Source organism: Candidatus Manganitrophus noduliformans, assembly GCF_012184425.1.
In the GTDB taxonomy this organism is placed as follows: domain Bacteria; phylum Nitrospirota; class Nitrospiria; order SBBL01; family Manganitrophaceae; genus Manganitrophus; species Manganitrophus noduliformans.
On sequence record NZ_VTOW01000011.1, the window covers coordinates 1 to 19,698 of the forward strand.

The following is a 19,698-nucleotide window of genomic DNA, read 5'->3' on the forward strand; positions in this document are numbered from 1 at the left end:
CTCTTTGGTACTCATCACCTCCTTGTCCTCTCCGACCATCCTGCCCTCCTAATTCGGGCAGACAGTCTATCAGTAAAGAGGACATTTCTACTTTGGCAGAATAGGACATTATCTCTTTGGGATTACATTTATTTGTTGGACACTACACTAGGCTCTCTTCGATAAAGATTGATATCTCCTTCTTTGGAAAAATGGCCCGTCAGACCGCTCCGACGGCTCCTTTTATCCAACAACATCCACCTGCTCCAAGATTGTGCTTCTTCTTGTGGCTGCCTGTGAATGAGGCCAGCTCATGAAGGTGATAAACAGTCAAGAGGTGTAACGATCGCAGGACAACATTCATTAACGGGGATGCCGCCCTTTTTGCGCTCCGGCAAAGACGATCTGCGCGGGTTAATGCCACGCCCAAGGGCACCGAGCGCCACACATATGTGGGGGAACGAGTTTACTTCGGCAACCTGACCCCTGTTTAACGCGTTGTTTCGATTCAGGGTTTACTCCATTTTAGTATCCCATCATCTCAGTATCCTCGTCTTTACAAAATGAGGGATCGTAAGTATAGTTATAAAGATAATAAAGATTATATAAAGGTATTTTGTCTGTTGACGGACGATTGTCAAGATTGTGTCATGCGGCGATTCCTCACGGAATGTATTCCTCATTTTTTCCTTCCCCACAAGTCCCCGATCCGCCGACCGTTTTTGAGAAATCTTCAATGCCAAGAGGGATGCCGATGAAGCGGCTTTCCTTTTCGAGCCTGCGCGTCCGTCTATTTTTTCTTGTCCTTACTGCTGTGTTTCCGGCCTTGGGACTTGTGTTCTATACCGCTCTGGAACAGAGGCACTCAGCCACGGTCGAAGCGCAGCAGACCGCCCTGCGATTGGCCCGGCTCGCTTCCGGAAATCAAGGACAATTGATCGGGGGGGTGCGTCAGCTCCTCGTCGGCTTATCCCAGCTTCCGGAGGTTCGCTCCGGGGATACGGAGGGGTGCGGTGCAGTTCTCTCAAAAGTCCTACAACAATACCCGCTTTATGCCAATCTCGGCGTAGCGAGTGCCGACGGGATGGTCTTCTGTAGCGCGCTGTCGGCGCTTGGCCCTGCCAACCTCTCCGACCGGGCTTATTTTCAGCGAGCGATCCAGACGGGCGATTTCGCTATCGGCGACTATCAGATCGGCCGTATTACCGGCAAGGCCACAGTGAATTTCGGCTACCCCGTCATGAAGGATGGCCAGATCGAAGTCGTGATCTTCTCCGCGCTTGATTTAGCATGGCTCAACCGGCTCGCATCCGAGGCGGAATTGCCACCGGGATCAACGTTTACCGTGTTCGATCGGAACGGGACCATTTTATTCCAATACCCCAATCCAGAGAGGTGGATCGGCCGATCCCTGAAGAACACCTCTTTCGTCAGGGCTATTCTCGATCAACGGACGGGCGTTGCGGAAGCGGCGAGCATGGAGGGGATTCCGAGCCTATTTGGATTTGCCCCTCTCTTCGGTACTCAAGAGTCTGGAGATGTTTACGTCGGGGTTGGCATTCCCAGAGAGGCGGCCTTCTCCGAAGTAAATCGGATTTTCTCCCGTCATCTCCTGGGGCTCGGCCTAGTCGGGGCCTTGACCTTTCTCACCGCCTGGGTCGGGAGCGATCTCTTTGTTCTCCGCCAGGTAAACGCGTTGACGGAGACGACCCGACGGTTTGCGGCGGGAGATTTCAGCGCGCGGAACGGACCCTCCTATCGAAAAGGGGAGTTGGAGCTGCTGGCGCGAACCTTCGACGAGATGGCCGAATCGATCCAGAAACACACCGCGGCCCTGGAACACCAAGCCACTCACGATAGACTAACCGGCCTTCCCAACGCGGCGCTGCTCCGAGACCGCCTTCACCAGGCGATCCTGGCCGGACAGCGGGAACGAAAACCGCTCGCGCTGCTTGTCGTGGACCTGGATCGCTTCAACGAGATAAATGACACCCTCGGCCACAAAAACGGCGATCTCGTTCTGAGAGCGGTCGGCGTTCGTCTGCTGGAAGGACTGCGGAAATCCGATACGGTCGCGCGGCTCGCCGGCGATAGGTTCGCAGTGATGCTCCCCATGACGGGGGTCGAGGGGAGCATCGAGGCGGCCCAGAAGATCGCAAAACGGTTGGAGGAGCCTTTTTTCCTGGAAGAATTGGCGCTTGATGTGGAAGTCAGCGTCGGGATCTCCCTTTTCCCCGACCACGGAGAGGAAGCGGAGCTTCTCATCCGACGGGCGGATGTGGCGATCTCTTTAGCCCGGCAGAGCGGAAACGGGTATGCGGTTTATGTTTCCGAGCGGGACCAACACAGCACACGACGGCTTGCGCTCCTGGGGCAATTGCGCCAGGCGATCGAGACCGGACAGTTGATTCTCTATTATCAGCCGAAGATTGATCTCAGATCCGGCCGCGTCATCGGCGTGGAAGCGCTCGTGCGCTGGATACACCCGGAATTCGGTCTGATCCCGCCTGATGAGTTTATTGCGCCCGCGGAGAAGAGCGGGTTGATCCGGCCTCTGACTCTCTGGGTGGTGGAAGCGGCGCTGCGTCAATGCCGCGCCTGGCGGGAGGAGGGGCGTGCGTTCTCGGTCTCGGTCAATGTGTCGGCGCGGAATCTCCTCGATTCGCAGTTCCCGGATCAGGTTGCGGGACTGCTTCAGACACATGGCGTGTCCCCATCCCAGTTGGAGCTTGAGATTACCGAAAGCGCGATTATGGCCGATCCGTCAAAAGCGCTGGAGATTCTCAGGCGTTTCAATCAGACGGGGATCTCTCTTTCGATCGACGACTTCGGGACAGGCTACTCCTCCTTAGGCTACCTCAGGAAGCTGCCGGTGGATACGATCAAAATCGATAAATCATTCGTGAAAAACATGACCATGGATGAGAATGACGCGATGATCGTCCGCTCGACCATCGACCTGGGGCATCATTTGGGGCTGAAGGTTATCGCCGAAGGAGTGGAGAATCAGGAGATATGGAATCATCTCGTCCTCGTCGGCTGCGATGCGGCGCAGGGATATCATATCAGCCGGCCGATTCCTGCGGCGGAGATGGGACGGTGGCTCGCGGAGCTTGCTCCACAAAAAGGCTGGATCGTCGGGACGACGCGAGACCGGAACCCCCGGTAGATCCCCCTTGAGACCTCAAGGATCGCGGGGCCTTATGAGCGGAGCAAGGAGTTCCCGGCAAGAATAGATCCAGGATGCTCCCCCAATTTGGGAAACGATGCGGGTTTCGATCAGGAAAAGACTTTCCGGCTTCATGCTGGCGATGGTCGTTCCGACAGTGGTGATCGGTGCGGGGAGCCTTTTCCTTGTACAGGAAGTGGTCGATCGGTTTGAAGCCGCCATCGCCGAGGGCGAGGAGGAGATCCTACCGGCCATTCGCCTTCAAACCCTCATTAATAGAGCTATCATATTTCCAAACGACTATTTGGCGACGGGAGGTCGTCAAGAGATCTCCCGTTTCAGAGAGGCTGCGGCGAAGGTCGACGCAGAATTCGACCGGATGGTAGAGAGATCTCTTTTCGATCATCAAGAAGAAAAGGGAATGGTTCAGGAAGCGCTCGGCTACTGGCTTGCTTCCCGTCAGACCGCCACGACCCTCCTCGGCATCTCGGAGCCGGTCGGAAACCCGGAAGCAGCCCGCCTGATGGCGCTGATGGATTCCCAGGCGATGCAGGCAACGAAGTCGCTCGGAGCGATCTTTACGATCGCGCAGGAAGAACGGAGGGTTGAGTTAAGAAGGGCGAACGAGGCCTATCGCCGCATGATACAATGGGTTGTCTTTCTTTCGGCGGCCGGTATGTTCGCGGGCATTGTCCTCGTCTTCCTTTTGGACCGTCATCTGACCCGTCCGGTCCAGGCCCTTACCGAGGGCGCCGTGCGGATTGGGGGCGGAAATCTGGACTATCGTATTGAAATCAGAACCGGGGACGAGTTGGAAGTCCTTGCGGTGGAATTCAACCGGATGGCGGTGATCCTTCACGAAGACCGGGAGGCCCTGAAACACTTGGCACTGCACGACGGGATGACCGGCCTGCTGAATCACAGGGAGTTTCATCGCCGCTTGAGCGAAGAGTTCAGCCGGGCCGAGCGTCATCGGAGGCCGTTGACGCTGATGATGATTGACGTCGATCACTTCAAAAAATTCAACGACGCTTACGGTCACCCTCAGGGAGATAAGTTGTTGAAGCTGGTTTCGGAGGCGATCAAAGAGTCTGTTCGCCAAAGCGACATCGTGGCGCGCTATGGCGGAGAAGAGTTTGCGGTCCTAGTGGTCGACACAGCCGTTCCGGAAGCGACGGCTTTGGGATGGCGAATCCAAAAGAGGATTTACGATATGGGACCCGAAATAGTCCGCCTGATTACCGGTGTCGATGGCGTTCCCGTGACGGTCAGCATCGGAGTGGCCTCTTACCCCGACGGAGCTGCGACAGAAGGTGATCTCGTCCAGTTGACCGATCAGATGTTGTACATGGCCAAAAAGAAGGGGCGTAACCAGGTTTGCACGGCGGCTCAGGACGGCGCTCCAAAGGAATAGACGGGAGGTCGATCAGAATAAGGGCTCCAGCTTATACTTATCCATTCGATATCGGAGGGTATCGCGGGTGAGTCCCAGGAGCTTTGCCGCATGAGTGACATTCCATGAGGTCTGCTTCAGCGCCTGGAGAACAAGATCGCGCTCGACCTCTTCGAGCGAGATTCCCTGCGGCGGGAGGAGAAACCGACCCTCGCTCTCCTTATCTTGGTCCTTGTGTATTTTGACAAGGCCGGGGAGGAGTGCAAGCTGGTCCGGCTCAATCGTCTCCTGCTTTGAGAGGAGGACGGTCTGCTCGATCATATTTCTCAATTCGCGGACGTTGCCGGGCCATGAATAATCGAGGAGCGCCTTTTCGGCTTCCGGACTGAAGCGCATTCCCTGTTTTCCATATCGCCGGGAGTGGATTTTCAAGAAATGGTTGGCGAGAGGGAGGATGTCGCTCCCTCGGCTGCGGAGCGGAGGAAGCTCCAGGTGGATGATCCGAAGCCGAAAAAAGAGGTCCGGCCGAAATCGTCCTTGGCGGACCGATTCTTCAAGGGATTGGTTCGTTGCGGTAATGATCCGGACGTCGACCTTCTGTTCTCGAATATTCCCAATGCGGCGGATCACTTTATCCTCGAGTGCTTTGAGCAATTTGGCCTGGAGGGATATTTCAATCTCCCCGATCTCATCCAAGAAGAGGGTTCCTCCTTCCGCAGCCTGGAAAAGGCCGATCTTCTTCTCCTTTGCGTCTGTGAAGGCGCCCCGCTCATATCCGAAGAGCTCGGCCTCCAGGAGCTGTGTTGGAATCGAGGCGCAGTTAATTTCGATAAAAGGACCATTTTTTCGCGGGCCGTTGTAGTGAAGAGCCCGAGCCGCCAGCTCCTTTCCGGTGCCGGTCTCACCGGTGATCAGGACAGCGGGCGGGTCCCCCTCCGTTAATTTCCGCTCCGAATCGATAATTTGCTCGATCCGGTTTTTCAATGAACGCATCGGCGGCGACTTCCCAATCAGGGCGGAAAGCGTACTTTCACCGGCCTCTTTTTCCCTGTAATAAGAGAGGGTCCCTTCCAACTTGGTCTGTCCGACCGCCTTGTCGAGAAGGACCTTGAGTTTTGCGAGGACCAGCGGTTTATTCATAAAGTCATAAGCGCCGGCCTTCATCGCGTCGACTGCCGTTTCGATGTTCCCATGTGCGGTGATGATGACGATCTTCACCTGCGCGTCACGCTCCTTTATCCGAGCGAGGGCGTCAAGGCCGCTCATTCCCGGCAGCTGTAGATCGAGTAAGATGACGTCCGGCTTAAACGAATCGAGCTGCTGGAATCCTTCCTCGGCGCTCTGGGCGATTCGGACCTCGTATCCATAGCGTTCCAGATACGTCTTCATGTTTCTTGCCAGCGTCGTTTCATCTTCAATGATGAGAATGGCATACGACATCGATCTACCCCGCTGATGGAATGTGTAGTAAAACAGTGGTTCCGATCCCCTCTTTGCTTTCCATCTGCAGCGTCCCGCCGTGCCGCTCGATGATCCGTTTGGCCAGCGAGAGGCCGACCCCCATTCCCTTCGATTTCGTCGTGTAAAAGGGTTTAAAGATTTTGTCCATCTGAGCTTCCGGAATGCCGCTTCCGGTATCTTTGATCACGATTTCGACGCGGCCGGCATTTTTCTCGTTTTGGCTGGAGACCCGCAATTCTCCTCCTTCCGGCATGGCATCGAGCGAGTTTGCGATCAGGCTGATTAAGACGTGACGCATCAATGCCTCGTCCGCGTGGACGAGGGGAGAGGACGGTTCCAGGGTCAGCGTCGGCTTCACGCTCCGCTTCCTCATCTCACGATCGAGGGAGTCGAGGGTCGATTGGATCAGATCGTTGATCCGGATGGAGGCGGGATTTCCGCTCGGCGGTTTGGAATAGACGAGCAGCTCCCGAATCCAGTCCTCAATCCGGTCTGTCTCATGAATGATCTCCTCGGCGGTGGCGCGAAAGGGCGGGTTTTCTTCCAGTGCGACCTCCGCGGAGGAGCGGATAGAGGCGAGCGGATTCCGGATGCCGTGGGCCACGGCCGAAGCCATCTCTCCGATGGCGGCCATCGTTTTGGATTCAACGAGCTGTTCCTGTTGCCGGCGGATGACCCGGGCCGCACGGCGTACGATCCAAAAGAGAGAGACATAGAGAAAGATTCCTCCCAGGCCCGCGCTCAACCAGACCAGTTGATTTCCACGCTGAATGGCATGAAACAGCGTAAGCGGAACCTTGTAGACTTCCACCACGCCGACCACTTTGTTCTCGGAGAGGTTCCAAACCGGGATATATATTTCAGCGAAAAAAGGAACCTCCTGATCGAAAACATGCTCCGGCTTGGATGATTTCCCGGAAGTCCCGCTCGTGACGGCCAGTTTTCCCGAGAGCGCCGTCTCCAATTGGGGGTTGGGGCTGAAACGATGGCCGATGAAGCGATCGTCATCCGACCAGAGAATCGATCCGTTGCCGTTGTAAACGTTGGCGCGGACCACCTCCGGCATGGTGGCAATCTGCTTGAAGAAGGCCTCGAAAACAGTTTTCGTCTTCCCGGGATCATCCGTCTCGAAATAGCTGCGTGTATTCTCCGCTTGCGCGATGGTCTGGACAAACTCCATCGTCACGACCGCGTCGCGCTGGAGCATGTTGTGCGTGAGAAAGCTCGAGAGGAGGATGGAGGAGACGGCTGTGATCAGACCGACGGAGAGGAAGCTCAGAAGAGCAAACCAGCGAAGGAGGTTAAAGGGTTGTTTCTCTTCAATCGGCATGAGGTTATAATCGAAGAACGGGTGAATTCATTTCTATTGATCCAAAACATCAATCAATGTAACTGATTACTTTCTGTGAGTCAATGGATGCCTCCGGCTTTGTCAAGCCAAAATAGAAATGTCCTCTTTCTACCAAAATAGAAATGTCCGGTTTTAGGGGTTTGGAGCGAGTTCTCTTTTTCTGTTTCGACCAAACTGAAAATTCCTCCACGGATGATCTGCTACGGGCTTGCTGTTCTTGAGTGTTTGGTTGCGCTCAGAAGGCGGCTGCACTTTCAGTGGCCGACTCAGAATCTCTGTGTAAGGTAGACTCCTTCCTCGGTGACTCAAATGCAACGAGCCGTCCAACCACTCTTCAACGCAGATCTTCTCTGCCCGAATATTCTTCTGAATTTGATACAGCTTGCCTTCATAAGAGATTGTCCAATCCTTCCTCAATACCCGCTCGCTCTTAAGGCAGAGAATTCGATCTAGCTCTCTTGCAGGAGGAGCCGCCCGATGCAGGTCCCCCGGCTTTAGCGGGACAACCCTAAAGCGTCTGTTATAGATCGGCAGATATTTCTCTAAGAATCGGTTTGCTTCTTCGATGCTTGCAATCTTCTCAAGGCGCATCTCCTTGACCAGTCGGTCCTGAAAGGTGCGAAAGAGTCGCTCGATTCTCCCTTTGGCTTGGGGGGAGTCCGCATGGATGACTTCCACCGCTAATTCCTGGAGGCTTCTCTGAAACTGGCTCATCGGCTTGCTGTCTAAGAGTTGTTGCTCTTCGCTCTGCTTTGCAGTCGATTTGTAGGTCGAATGCTTGTCGATATAGACTTCCAAGGGAACCCCATCGCGCTGGATGTAGCGCCGAAGGCTGTCCATGGCGGGGTAGGTGCCTTCGTACTCGTAAAAACGAGCATACACGCGGCTGGTCGCATCGTCGATGTAGGCCATCAGTACACACCAAGGCCCTCTGCCCTCCAGCCAGTCGTGATGGGAGCCATCCATCTGCAACAACTCCCCCAACTGCCCTCGCCTCTGTCGCCAGCGCCGATGCGGCCGCTTCTTCCGGCTCGGATACGCAATCCCTTCCGCCTTCAGCCACAGCCGAAGTGTCTCATCGCTGAGAGGAATGGCATTGCGCTCCGAGAGCTTCTCCGCCGCCCGCGTCGGCCCAAACCCCGCATACTCTTGCTGGTAGATCTTCAGCACTTGCCGCTTACTCTTCTCGTCCGTCCGCCGGTTCGAGGGCCTGCCTCGGCTGCGATGACACAGCCCTCGCTCTCCTTCCTCTAATAGCCGCCGCTTAAGTCGGCGAATCTGTCGATCGGTTAACCCCAAATGTGCTGCCGCTTGCTTCTGGGTCAGCCCCTTCTCGATGACCTGCTCGATAATATGCAGCCGCCTTGCTTCGCTGCTCCTCATCACCAAAATGTCCTCCAAAGCTCCTCCGTCTCCTCTCAAAATGAAGGAAGCAGTGTAGCTTATATAAGGACATTTCTATTTTGGTAAAAGCGGACATTATCACTTTTGGATTACATGGATGCCTCCGGTTCCTGCAGATCATTTGGGATGATCTTGACGGGGGAGCGGGCAAAGATCGCTGAGCCGGGGAGGGGAGGGTTGGCGTCATCACAGAACAGGATGGGCCATCGGCTGTCGGTCACCCTCGGCATCGGCGTCGCCTGTTTCACTGTCGATGCCGTCTCGGCGGACCACCCTGGTTTATACAGACCAAGAGCTGTATGCGGATAAAAATACAAGGGCGAAACCGGACTAATCTGCACGATGGGGGGGAGGTCTTTCCCCGAGTCCGGTCCACCCCAAGCGTCAGAAGTCGGGGAAGCGATCCCCCGCCCCGGTGTTCAGCCCGGGTGTAACGAAGGCTTGATCGCGCGGGAAGTCGCTTCCGGTAAAGCCGTTCCCGCTTCTGAAGTTTTCTCCTCCACCGTATTCAAACGGGATCATCAAACCGAGGTGAAATGGGGTTCCCGACGCGGGACCAATCTCGCCTCCTTGGTCAGGATCATCCCGGTTATCATATCGACCGGACCGGTGAATCGGTCCACATCGGAGTCTGCGATGGAGGTGAATGAGAGGGCTGAATCGGTTTCGGTAAAGGCAATCGTTAAGCCGCTGCCTGTATTGATCTCCTGAAGAATTTGCTGATCGATCAATACGCTCATTGTCGAGGGGTCCATCGCAAAGGTCACATGCCCGGCGGCATGGAAGGGATCTCCCGGCACGAAACCCAGCCCGAGATCGACCGTCGATGTGACGGTTCCGGCCGGCGTGTTTGGGCCTTCAAAACCTTGAGGCGCGGTCTGTGGATCGGCCCCTCCGAATGTGCTGCAGGGAATTCCGCAGCCGAAGTCCGCCTCGGACCAGACAGTCTTGAAGGGGTTGCCGGTGAACGATCCCGGCATCCCCGGCGCTTTGACATAATTGCCGAGGGTACAGGTCATCACGCCGTCTACGCCGTGGCTGGCGTCGCAATCGGGCAGACCGGCCGATTGCATCACCGTTTGAAGTTGAGAGGGGCTGATGTCAAACCCGAACGTCCTCGATCCAACGGTAGTGCTGGCGGTATTGATCTGGATGTTCTGACCGAAGGCCACCCCGGTTAATAGGCAAAAAAACAACATTCCTCCGCTTAAAAACCGCAGTCTCATATCCTTGATGTGTCTGTGTCGCCCCTGCTTTACTTCACTTTCCGGCGTAGAAGACTTTTCGATCTGCCTGTGTCCGGAGAATATACTGTTATTTTATACCATTTCCTGTTAAGACGCGTAATAAGCGATCTGTTTCAAAGAACCGATTCGGCGGATGGCTCTGAAACGACTCCGGTTATCCTTGTGACCCAATTTGTCCATCGAATTGCAATGACAATATTGGATCCCTCTTTAAAAATAAAGCAAAAAGTGCGCCTTGAGAATGAATTTCCCGGACGACGAGACTTGCCGAATATTCAGCGTTATTTAAGGAGTGGTTTCGCTATAGCTATATAAGACGCGGGAAATCATGATCTTCCACAAGTGGTTTGGGGGAATCGCCCAACGAAGGTAGTTGAAGACGAGGGGGTCGGAAGCGTGGGGGAAATGCCCCATGGTTGGGGTATTTCCCCCACTTTATTATTCCACACGCTTCTCTTCGGCGGGGATCTTCATATTGAATTTTAGTTTTTTCAATGGGAAAAAAGGTTGCATGAGTGGGGTAGATGGTTGGCATACACTTTGCGTTTAAGAATCGCCGGGGATTGTCTATGATCAAAAAGGCGGTTTGGACCATTCTGTTTCTGACCCTCTCCAATCACAGTTTGGGGGCAAGTTCAGACGACTTCTTTTCGAACACGACAAGCGTGGATCGTCTTTCGACCGGAGCGGACGGTTCCTGTCCGGGATGTCCCGGTTTCAATCCGGAACGGGTTATCGGTCACGCAAGGACCGATCCGGATGGAACTGGCCCGATCCGGATCGAGACAGAGCACGACGCGCTTACCTCTGAGCAGATCAATCCAATCGCTACTGTTGACAACGACGGGGTTTCGGTCCGATTTGGGGACTCACGAATGATCCCGTTCCCTCCGGTTCGAGCAATCTCCTCATCCCCGGATTCCTCCATGACCCTGCGGAGGAGCGGACGCTCCGCTGTCTGTCGCGGGAGACGTGCGGATTTAATAACGATCAAGGTATCATCTCTCACTATCCTCCACCGGTTTCGTCACGATCGACAGCGTCACCGGAGAGGGCTGTCTTGCCGGCGTTCAGGTAGATCCCTTTCATGCAAATGGGCAGAGCTGCCGGTAGGCCGAGGGGCGGCGGCGACGAGGCCGCACGGCCGGGTGGACGCGATCGGGGATCTGGCCTGAGGAAAACAGAGGGTTGACTCAAGACCGTTTGGGCAGACCCCCCCCGTTATGGGGGATTTGCCCCAGCACTTGCCTTCAGGCGTCAAGGCAAATAGAATGTTTCACCGTATTTTGGCGGATAGATAGTTACTGAGCCGACCACCAAATAGTGCGTAGTTTTTAGGATGCATAACGAACATGATCCTCGCAAAACAGGTTTCTGATAATTTGCGGTTGCTTCTGCCGTCGATGCAGATGGCTGCGCACGGTGGCCATGAGTTCTGTCCGGTTGGTCGGTCGGCTTTTGCCGAGCCCATTGGTCTTGACGTCCTGGTTCAGCAATTCGTCGAGATTCAGTTCCGGGCAGTAGCCCGGCATCCGTATGAGCCTCAGTCGTGGTTGGTGTTGGTTTACAAAGCGCTTGGCCACGCCGGATTTGTGCACCGGATGTCCGTCCACGATCAGATAGATCCTGCCGTCGAACTGCTTGAGCAACCGCTTCATGAACTCCACAAAAACGGACGCCTTGAACTTGCCCTGAAACACCATAAAGGCCAAGGCCCCCTTGTTGGTAATCGCCGAGATCATATTGCAGCCAAAGCGGCTCCCGGTGGCCCGTACCACGGGGGTTCTTCCTACCGGCGCATAGCTTGTACCTGTGACATGGTCGCTACGCAATCCCATCTCATCACCCCAGTAGATCACGGCCTTTTCCCGCTTGGCCTGTCGGGCAATCGCCGGATATTCCTGCTTCAACCAGCGCGCGATGGCCGTATCGGTCCTCTCGTAGGCGCGTCGCACCGGTTTCTGGGGACTGAGGCCCCAGGCCTGAAAGTAGCGTCCCACAGTGACCGGCGAGACCTCGACCCCATATTCCCGCGCAATCAGGCTCGCCACCGCCCCGCGCGTCCACAGATAGAACGGCAGCTTCAATTGATCGGGCATCTTGCCTACGATCAACAAGCGGATGTGCTCGGAGCGCCTTGCGCTCAGGCGCTTCTCCCCCTGACGCCGTCCCCGGCGCTTGAGCTTAAGCGCCCGCAGCCCGCCTTCCCGTCAAGCCGCATCCATTTGCTCACCGCCCGCAGACTTGCTCCAAACGTGCGCGCCGCCTCGCTCTGCACCGTCCCACGGCGGACCGCCTGCACAACTTGCCGGCGCAACAGATGCAGCGCCGAGGACTCCAATTTCCTGGCATCATTTCGTTTGTGCATGCCAGGTATAATAGCACACTACGCACTATTTAGTGAACTGATCAGTAAGTATAGGAGGAACATCATGTTGAAAAACCGGGTTTTGATTGTCGAAGATGAACCGCTCCTTCGGAAGAACATCGCCATCAGCCTGCGCCGGGAGGGTTATGAAGTGATGGAAGCGAACAACGGGGCGGAAGCATGGAAGATATTCAATGTCACTTCAATTGATCTTCTTATTCTGGATATCGGTCTGCCCGATTATGACGGCATCAATTTGCTGAGGGAGATTCGAGCGATTCACCCTCAACTTCCGGCGATCGTTATGACGGCCCGGGATGCTCCTGAGGCGGAAAACAGGGCGATCGAATCGGGGGCATCGGTTTTCTTCACGAAGCCGATTGTTCTTCGGGTACTGAAAGCGGAGATTCGGAACATTCAGGAAAACAGATATTGCGAACAAACAAGCAATAAACAGTAATTAAGGAGTCGGAATCTGAAATCGGGAAAACGGCGGCGGCGCCTGTGAAAACCGTGGGGGGCGTCAACCATCACGTACTCCGCTTCATGACATCGTTGGCGACAAAGATTGCCTTTACTCGAATCCCGTTCCGGTCGATCGCAATGACTACGCATTCGCCATCCTTTCGATTTTCAAGCCGAGGTTCTGTGTACACGGATATCAAATATGACTCCTGAAACGCGACAGCCTCCCCGATCCGGTTCGATCAACCATCCGATTTTCCGCAGCCGCCTTTTCTTTAAGTTCATCATCCCCTATATCTTCTTGATCGTGACAGTGTTCTCTCTGAGCGGATGGCTCTTCTTCTCTTCCGCGAGCGAGGCGCTCGACGCGGAATTGTCCCGGCGGCTCGTGGGGGTCGCCGATCTGGTCGCGCGGACGGTCAATCCCGCTTTCCTGATGAGAATTGAGCCTGGGGACGAAGACACCTCGCTCTACCGTCTCATCCTGGAAGATCTTGGAAAGATTCGGGAAGCGACCCGTGTCAAAGATATTCATCTCTTCGACCGTGAGAACAGAGTGATCGTTGATTCAGACGGAACGCAGGCGATTGGCGAGGAGAATCTTTTCCTTCAGATTGACTCCTATGAGCTCGACCAGGTATGGAGCGGCCGGACGGTCTCCTCGGTTCTTTATCGAGGACGGGATGGCCGATTTTACAAGGCTGGCTATGCCCCTTTGAAGGACAGCCAAGAGGAAATTATCGCGGGGGTCGGGGTTGAGGTGGGGGTTGATTTCATGCAGATTGTGGGCCGGGTCCGCCGCCAATTCATCGGGATCACCCTGGCCAGCGGGGGATGCATTCTCCTGATTAGTTTTCTCCTCTCCCGTTCGATGATCCGTCCGATTCAGATTCTGACGGCCGCTACGGAGCAGCTCGGAAATGAGGGGAACTACCCGCAAGTCGATTTAAAGCGAAGAGACGAACTGGGCGATCTCGGAAGACATTTTAATCGGATGATCGCTCAGATTCGGACGAAAGATGCGCTGCTTCGCCGAATGTACGATGAAGAGAGAGCCCGAGCCGATATACTCGAGGGATACAGTCAAACGCTTTTGAAAAGCATCCCGAGCGGGGTCTTGGGGGTGAATCTGAAAGGAGAGATCACCTCATGCAACCCGGCTGCCGAGAACATCCTTGGCCTCTCTTCATCGGCCCTTCTGGATCGACCGGTTCAGGGGGCGCTCGGCGCCTGTTCTCCCTTGGAGAAAATCATCATGTCCACGGTCACGACCGGAAGCGAGACGGCCTGGGAAGAATTCCCGATCGAAGACCCTTCCGGGGGAAAACGCTGGATCGGTGCGATGGCTTCGCCGATTAGAGACCAGAGAGGAAGAGAGATCGGCGCCACTGCAGTTTTTGCCGATCTCACGGAGGTAAAAAATCTGCAGGATGAGATCGCGTTGAAGCGACAGATGGCGCTTCTCGGCGAGCTTTCCGCGGGGATGGCGCATGAGATCCGAAACCCGCTTGCCGCCATTCAAGCCCTCGGTGAGCTGCTCAGTCGCAGAGTGAAGGGAATGGCATACCTCCGGGATGAAAAAGAAAAGATCGATTCTGCGGAGGGGGATCTTGAAGAACTGAGTCGGGACTTGGTCGCCGAAATCAGGCATCTGAACCGGTTCGTCACCGAATTTCTGACCTATGCGCGAATGCCGCTGTTCCGTTTTGAGAAAACCGACCTCCCGGAGATCATCGATGCGGCCCTCTCACTAGCCGCTCCCTCGGGAACACCGGAACGGATCGTCGTCGAGAAGAGGTTTCCGGAGCATTTTCCCGCAGTGTCCGTCGATCCGCTCGAATTTCGGCGTGTCCTTCTCAATTTGATCCAGAACGCGCTCCAAGCGATAGGGACGGAAGGAAAGCTTCGGATCGAAGCCGAGATCGTCCCCCCTCATCTCGTCCTCCGAATCTCCGACACGGGGCCCGGGATTCCCGCCGCGCAGCGGGACAAAATCTTTCGTCCTTTTTTCACAACCAAGCGGGGAGGGACGGGGCTTGGTCTGGCGATTTCAGAGCGGATTATCCGTGAACACGGAGGGAGTCTGACTTTTGAAACAAAAGAAGGGAAAGGGACGACCTTCATCGTTCAGATCCGTCTGGAGGAATCAGAAAGAGAGACGACTCTGGAGACGGATCGGTCGCAGGGGAACCGGCTCTTCCCCGGCCAGACTCCGGGATGAAGCCGGCGCTGGATTCCATGAAGGAGTAAAACGATGATTCGGATGTTGATTGCGGAAGACAAAGAGGCGATGCGGCGATCCTTGGTCCGTCTCTTCTCTGAGAAAGGCTACGAAGTGATCGAGGCCGGGAGCGGAGCGGAGGCGCTGGAGCGCTTCAATGAGATGGAGATCGATCTGGTCATTACCGATCTTCAGATGGGAGAGATCGACGGCCTCCAGCTCCTTCGTGAAGTCAAAAAACGAGCGCCGCAGACCCCGGTCCTGATGGTCACGGCGTTCGGAACGGTGGAAACCGCTGTGGAGGCGATGCGGCAAGGGGCGTTTGATTATCTCCTCAAACCCTTTTCGCTGACCGAGATTGAGGCGCGGGTGGAGAAGGCCCTGGAGCAAAGAAGGCTTCTGACGGAAAACCGCTACCTGAGGGAAACGCTCGATCATGCCGCCGGGCGGATGATCGGCCGCTCGGAGAAGATGCAGCAGGTCTACCGCCTCATTGAAAAGGTGGCCCCGCACACCTCCCCTGTACTGATCCTTGGGGAGACAGGAACGGGAAAAGAGATGGTCGCGAGAGAGATTCATCAGAGGGGCGCTCGGAAAGACGGCCCCTTCATCGCGGTCAATTGCGGGGCGATTCCGGAAAATCTACTGGAAAGTGAGCTCTTCGGATATGAGAAAGGGGCCTTCACGGGGGCTTCGGCTCAAAAGAAAGGACGGCTGGAACTGGCCGAGGGAGGAACTCTTTTTCTGGATGAGATCGGGGAGCTTCCTCTTTCCCTTCAGGTCAAGCTCCTGCGGTTTTTACAGGAGCTGGAAATCCAGCGGGTGGGGGGGACAAAAACCATCCGGGTCGATGTCCGGTTGATTGCCGCGACGAACCGCGATTTAAAGAGGGAAATCGAGGAGCATCGCTTCAGAGAGGACTTCTATTATCGAATTCGGGTGATTGAAATCCATCTTCCTTCCCTGAAAGAACGGCATGGAGATATACCGGAGTTGTCGGCCTACTTCTTGCAAAAAATCAGTCGTGAGATTCATAAGAACCTCGGGATGCTCCCGGAGGTCCTTGATCTCTTGACCCTCTACCGTTGGCCCGGGAATGTGCGGGAATTGGAAAACGTCATCGAACGGGCCGCCGTTCTTGCAGAGGGGGAGATCATCAAGGCGGGCGACCTTCCTCCGGAGCTCCAACTGGTTTCAACCCCGGCGGGATCAAACGGGGAATCGAACGAGCTGGGGCTGACCGAACGACTGGAGATGCTGGAGCGTGAAATTATCAAGAAGACCCTGGATGAGACGACGGGAAATCAGACACAAGCGGCCAGGATGCTCCGTGTGCACCGCAGTTCGCTCCAGTACAAAATGCGCAAGTATGGGCTATTGGATCAGTGAGGGGATTAAAGGGTCTCTGCGTTACGGCGTCATCTTAAGTGTCTTGTTATTGGCCGTTGGTATTTGCCGGGGGATCTCCTTGGCGGGTGAGCGGACCGATTCCCTTGTTGAGGAAATCCGCGCCTTTGACACAACCTTTCAGCAGGTGTTGAATTTGCTCGATCGATCGGCGCGTCAATCCGAGGAGGTTTCGCGGGAAGTCCAGGTCCTCAAGTCACAAAAAGCGGCCGGAGTTCTCCATCAGATCCGGCTGGAAGGACTCCTCTCCCGCTTAAGGGAAATTCTCCTTGATCGGCGGGAGTTGAAAAAACTGGAGCAGAATCTCCACGCTGAACGAGAGAAAAAGGTGCGGCTCTTATATGATCTGATGGGGGAAGAGATCGATTCTCTCCTTCGCGAGGCGGAGGCGTCGATGCGCCGGGGGGAAGTGCAGCGGGCGGACCAGATCCATCGCGCGGTGTTGGCAAAAATGCAGGCGCGGGAAGATCTGCGGCGGCCCCGTTCGCTCCATATCGCTGTACTTCCGAAGATCGAGATACCCGATCTGGAGGGGGCCTCCCCGGCCCAGACGAGGGAGATGGCGATTCTCCTTCGAAATGATGCCGAGACACTCGAAAAAAAGCGGAATGAAATGGAGGAGGAGAGCCGGCTTCTTCGGGAAGATCTCAAGATTAAACAGACCCTGGCCCGGCTTCAGGGATTTCCCAGAGGGATTGAAAAAGAGCCGATCGACCGGCAGATTCGGACGTTGGAAGAGAGGCTGGCGGCGCTCGATCAGGCAGTTGAACGGTATGCGGAGCGGGTCCAGGCTCTGTTTGCAATGTCGGACGAGATGCTGGCAAGAGCGAAACGGGAAGAGGATCATTTAAAGTAAGGGTGGCGGAGATGCGGCAACGGATGCTTCGATTCATGTTTTCCTTCGGCTTTTTTTTCAGAGGACGCATGATCCTTCCACTGCTCTTTTCCTGGCTCGTCCTGAGCGGATGCGCTTCTAGTCTACACCTTCGGGGGCTCGAAGCGACAGACCGGGGAGACCACGATCTAGCCGTTCGGCTTTATCTGGAATATTTGAAGAACCATCCTGATGACCTCCGGGCCAGAAACGATCTCGGCGTTTCCTATCTTCGGAGCGGACAATACGACCTCGCCTTTTTGGAGTTTCAGAAGGTCCTCGCCGCCGATCCGCGGTATGTCCGGGCTTATTACAACATCGCCTTGGTCTACAACTTCAAAGGGCTTCCCGAGGAGGAGTTCAACGCCTACTTGAAAGCATTGAAGATCGACCCGGTCCATCTTCCGACCCGGTTGAACCTCGCTCATCTCTATATCGAACGGGGAGAAACCGCGAGGGCAAAAGAGATTTACGAAACGGTCCTGGACGAGTATCCGAACCAGCCCCGCGCCCTCTACAACCTCGCCCTGCTCTACGACCAGGAAGGAAAAGAGGGGGATGCTCTCGCCCTACTTGAGCGGTTTTTACAGCAGCAGCCCGATCCGGAATGGAGAGAAGAGGCCGAGCGGCATCTCGACAGGCTAAAGAGGTTTTTCCCGCCCCCTTTTTAACCCATCGGAATGGAGGGGGTGCCAGTTCTTCGGCGGTCCGGCCGGAAAACGGTCAATCAAGGATACCGTACCGGACTCGATTTGAAGAAAAGGGTGGGCCTTTCAACCTGTTTCATCGGTCTTTTGAGCCGACCCTCTCCGCCGATCCGGGAAGGACCCACTGACAGGCCTGGGCATGGAAATTGCTTTTGGCACTGCCTGACCGCTTCAATCCTTTGAGGGATTCGCTGGATTGGCGTTCTTGTAAATACGGGTACGAGCTGGAAGAGTGACTGTTCCGGTCCTGTGAAGCAAAGCCGCCGGTTGATGCCTCGGCACTTTGGAAAAGGATATGAGAAGCAATAAGATAGAGATCGCTTCACTGATTGATCAGAGCAAGATCGCCGCGCAGGAAAACCTGAACGAGCTTCTGGAGAGAAAAAAATCCTTAGAAAAGGTTGCGCCGCAGTTTAAAGTGGTTGTCTCCGACGTGCGCGACTTTCTCGAAGAGATGAAGCAGAAACTCGATTTGGAAGAGTCGCATATTGAATACGACGGCGCCGCTGAACGGAAGCGGATCGAGAAGGAAACCCTCGGCCACGCGGAGAAAGTGATGATGCCGCTCCTTCATCCCGCGCTTCTATCGATGAATGATATCGTCCGGGATTTTACGCAGGCGGAGCATCACGTCCATCGAAATTATTTTCAGCGCCACCTTCATTCCCTTCTGCTCTTGTCTCCTTTTGTCTGCCGGGCCTATTCCAAGCCGCTTGGTTTTCCGGGAGATTATGAGATGATGAACATGCTTTACGGGGACCACGATGTTGGAGAGAGCCTCTTTGCCCGTTTGATCAACCGGTATTCCTGCCGCGTCACGGCCGCGCAAGCGGTGGTCGACCGGGTGCCCTACATGCTCGATAAGATGAATCGCGCCATTGCGCGAAATCTTCACCGGGAGGAGGGGGTTTTCATCACCAGCATCGGTTCGGGACCGGCTCAGGAAGTGCAGGACCTGATCCGGACCAATCCCCACAGTGATCGATGTCGCGTAAGTCTGGTCGACATGGCCCAGGAAGCGCTCTGGCAATGCCATTCGAGAATCTTAGATTTAAAATCAACCTTCGACAGCCGGATCGATGTGCACTATCTGAACAGGACGGTTCATCAGTTGATTAGAGATCCGGAAGCCCTGGCGCCGTATACCGGCCAGGACTTGATTTACACCGTCGGCCTGTTCGATTATCTTCCCGTTCATATCGCAAAGAGGCTGACTCAGAAGTTATGTCAACTGTTGTCCGACCAAGGTGAGTTGGTTATCGGGAATTTCGACGTGTCCAACGACTCCCGTTATTATATGGAGTACGCGGCGGAGTGGTATCTCATCCACCGCACCCCTGAAGAGATGCGTGTGTTGGCGGAAGAAATCCCTTCGGTTTCAGAAGTTGTCGTCGAGTCGAACGACAACGGCGCACAACTTTACCTGATCATCCGAAAAGACAGAAAACTCAGATCCCTTCCTGGAAAAGGATTGATTGCCCTGCCGGCGTTCAATAAAGCAAACTGAAGCAAACTGCTGACCAAAATTTCCTGATCGCTTTTCGTAAATACCTACACGAAGTCAATGTCTTTCGCGTTCAGATTGCCTGCGTTTTAGGTTCCATCCTTGTTCCCCTCTTCAGCGTGCTCGATTACTTCCTCGTTCCGGATTA

Annotated in this window: 14 protein-coding genes; 8 read left to right on the top strand and 6 right to left on the bottom strand. The window is 55.1% G+C overall.

What is annotated here, in order from left to right; all coding sequences use genetic code 11:
• The first annotated feature begins 733 nt into the window (after window positions 1-733).
• Both MNODULE_RS23810 and MNODULE_RS23815 read left to right on the top strand, forming a co-directional pair.
• A complete protein-coding gene (locus MNODULE_RS23810; RefSeq protein ID WP_168063698.1) occupies window positions 734-3,148 on the top strand; it encodes a bifunctional diguanylate cyclase/phosphodiesterase in 2,415 nt (804 codons plus the stop codon).
• Between the two features lie 97 nt (window positions 3,149-3,245).
• A complete protein-coding gene (locus MNODULE_RS23815; protein ID WP_168063699.1) occupies window positions 3,246-4,562 on the top strand; it encodes a diguanylate cyclase in 1,317 nt (438 codons plus the stop codon).
• 12 nt (window positions 4,563-4,574) lie between these two features.
• Here the strand turns inward: MNODULE_RS23815 and MNODULE_RS23820 are convergent, their stop codons facing one another.
• From MNODULE_RS23820 to MNODULE_RS24515, 6 genes are all read right to left on the bottom strand, one after another.
• Window positions 4,575-5,981: a sigma-54-dependent transcriptional regulator gene (locus MNODULE_RS23820; RefSeq protein ID WP_168063700.1), complete on the bottom strand. Its 1,407-nt coding sequence runs from the start codon at window positions 5,979-5,981 to the stop codon at window positions 4,575-4,577.
• A 4-nt stretch (window positions 5,982-5,985) separates the two neighbouring features.
• Window positions 5,986-7,332: a sensor histidine kinase gene (locus MNODULE_RS23825; protein WP_168063701.1), complete on the bottom strand. Its 1,347-nt coding sequence runs from the start codon at window positions 7,330-7,332 to the stop codon at window positions 5,986-5,988.
• A 153-nt stretch (window positions 7,333-7,485) separates the two neighbouring features.
• Window positions 7,486-8,754, bottom strand: a complete 1,269-nt coding sequence (locus MNODULE_RS23830) for an ISNCY family transposase (protein ID WP_168063702.1) — start codon at window positions 8,752-8,754, stop codon at window positions 7,486-7,488.
• A gap of 524 nt (window positions 8,755-9,278) precedes the next feature.
• On the bottom strand, window positions 9,279-9,956 hold the full coding sequence (locus MNODULE_RS23835) for a hypothetical protein (RefSeq protein WP_168063703.1): 678 nt from the start codon (window positions 9,954-9,956) through the stop codon (window positions 9,279-9,281).
• Between the two features lie 1,382 nt (window positions 9,957-11,338).
• Complete coding sequence (locus tag MNODULE_RS23840) at window positions 11,339-12,202, bottom strand: IS630 family transposase (RefSeq protein ID WP_202882342.1); 864 nt, start codon at window positions 12,200-12,202, stop codon at window positions 11,339-11,341.
• Window positions 12,148-12,372: a hypothetical protein gene (locus MNODULE_RS24515; protein ID WP_202882339.1), complete on the bottom strand. Its 225-nt coding sequence runs from the start codon at window positions 12,370-12,372 to the stop codon at window positions 12,148-12,150. The genes MNODULE_RS23840 and MNODULE_RS24515 overlap by 55 nt, the downstream gene beginning before the upstream one ends.
• A 64-nt stretch (window positions 12,373-12,436) precedes the next feature.
• Between MNODULE_RS24515 and MNODULE_RS23845 the strand changes: the two genes are divergently transcribed.
• The 6 genes from MNODULE_RS23845 to MNODULE_RS23870 all read left to right on the top strand — a co-directional run bounded on the left by MNODULE_RS23845 (window position 12,437) and on the right by MNODULE_RS23870 (window position 19,553).
• On the top strand, window positions 12,437-12,832 hold the full coding sequence (locus MNODULE_RS23845; RefSeq protein WP_168063704.1) for a response regulator transcription factor: 396 nt from the start codon (window positions 12,437-12,439) through the stop codon (window positions 12,830-12,832).
• Between the two features lie 207 nt (window positions 12,833-13,039).
• Window positions 13,040-15,058 carry a sensor histidine kinase gene (locus tag MNODULE_RS23850; protein WP_168063705.1) on the top strand — a complete coding sequence of 673 codons (2,019 nt, stop codon included), beginning with the start codon at window positions 13,040-13,042 and terminating at the stop codon, window positions 15,056-15,058.
• 33 nt (window positions 15,059-15,091) lie between these two features.
• Complete coding sequence (locus MNODULE_RS23855) at window positions 15,092-16,447, top strand: sigma-54-dependent transcriptional regulator (protein WP_168063706.1); 1,356 nt, start codon at window positions 15,092-15,094, stop codon at window positions 16,445-16,447.
• 79 nt (window positions 16,448-16,526) lie between these two features.
• Entirely contained in the window at window positions 16,527-17,321 is a 795-nt protein-coding gene (locus tag MNODULE_RS23860; protein WP_168063707.1) for a hypothetical protein, read from the top strand.
• A 68-nt stretch (window positions 17,322-17,389) separates the two neighbouring features.
• Window positions 17,390-18,010 (top strand): tetratricopeptide repeat protein, encoded by a 621-nt coding sequence (locus MNODULE_RS23865; RefSeq protein WP_168063708.1) that lies wholly within the window; start codon window positions 17,390-17,392, stop codon window positions 18,008-18,010.
• A gap of 331 nt (window positions 18,011-18,341) precedes the next feature.
• Window positions 18,342-19,553, top strand: coding sequence for a hypothetical protein (locus MNODULE_RS23870; RefSeq protein ID WP_168063709.1), 1,212 nt, complete (start codon window positions 18,342-18,344; stop codon window positions 19,551-19,553).
• The last annotated feature ends 145 nt before the right edge of the window (window positions 19,554-19,698 follow it).

Coding starts and splice junctions, on each gene's coding strand:
- MNODULE_RS23810 (WP_168063698.1), top strand. CDS start 734: ATGAAGCGGCTTTCCTTTTCGAGCCTGCGCGTCCGTCTATTTTTTCTT.
- MNODULE_RS23815 (WP_168063699.1), top strand. CDS start 3,246: ATGCGGGTTTCGATCAGGAAAAGACTTTCCGGCTTCATGCTGGCGATG.
- MNODULE_RS23820 (WP_168063700.1), bottom strand. CDS start 5,981: ATGTCGTATGCCATTCTCATCATTGAAGATGAAACGACGCTGGCAAGA.
- MNODULE_RS23825 (WP_168063701.1), bottom strand. CDS start 7,332: ATGCCGATTGAAGAGAAACAACCCTTTAACCTCCTTCGCTGGTTTGCT.
- MNODULE_RS23835 (WP_168063703.1), bottom strand. CDS start 9,956: ATGTTGTTTTTTTGCCTATTAACCGGGGTGGCCTTCGGTCAGAACATC.
- MNODULE_RS24515 (WP_202882339.1), bottom strand. CDS start 12,372: ATGCACAAACGAAATGATGCCAGGAAATTGGAGTCCTCGGCGCTGCAT.
- MNODULE_RS23845 (WP_168063704.1), top strand. CDS start 12,437: ATGTTGAAAAACCGGGTTTTGATTGTCGAAGATGAACCGCTCCTTCGG.
- MNODULE_RS23850 (WP_168063705.1), top strand. CDS start 13,040: ATGACTCCTGAAACGCGACAGCCTCCCCGATCCGGTTCGATCAACCAT.
- MNODULE_RS23855 (WP_168063706.1), top strand. CDS start 15,092: ATGATTCGGATGTTGATTGCGGAAGACAAAGAGGCGATGCGGCGATCC.
- MNODULE_RS23865 (WP_168063708.1), top strand. CDS start 17,390: ATGATCCTTCCACTGCTCTTTTCCTGGCTCGTCCTGAGCGGATGCGCT.
- MNODULE_RS23870 (WP_168063709.1), top strand. CDS start 18,342: ATGAGAAGCAATAAGATAGAGATCGCTTCACTGATTGATCAGAGCAAG.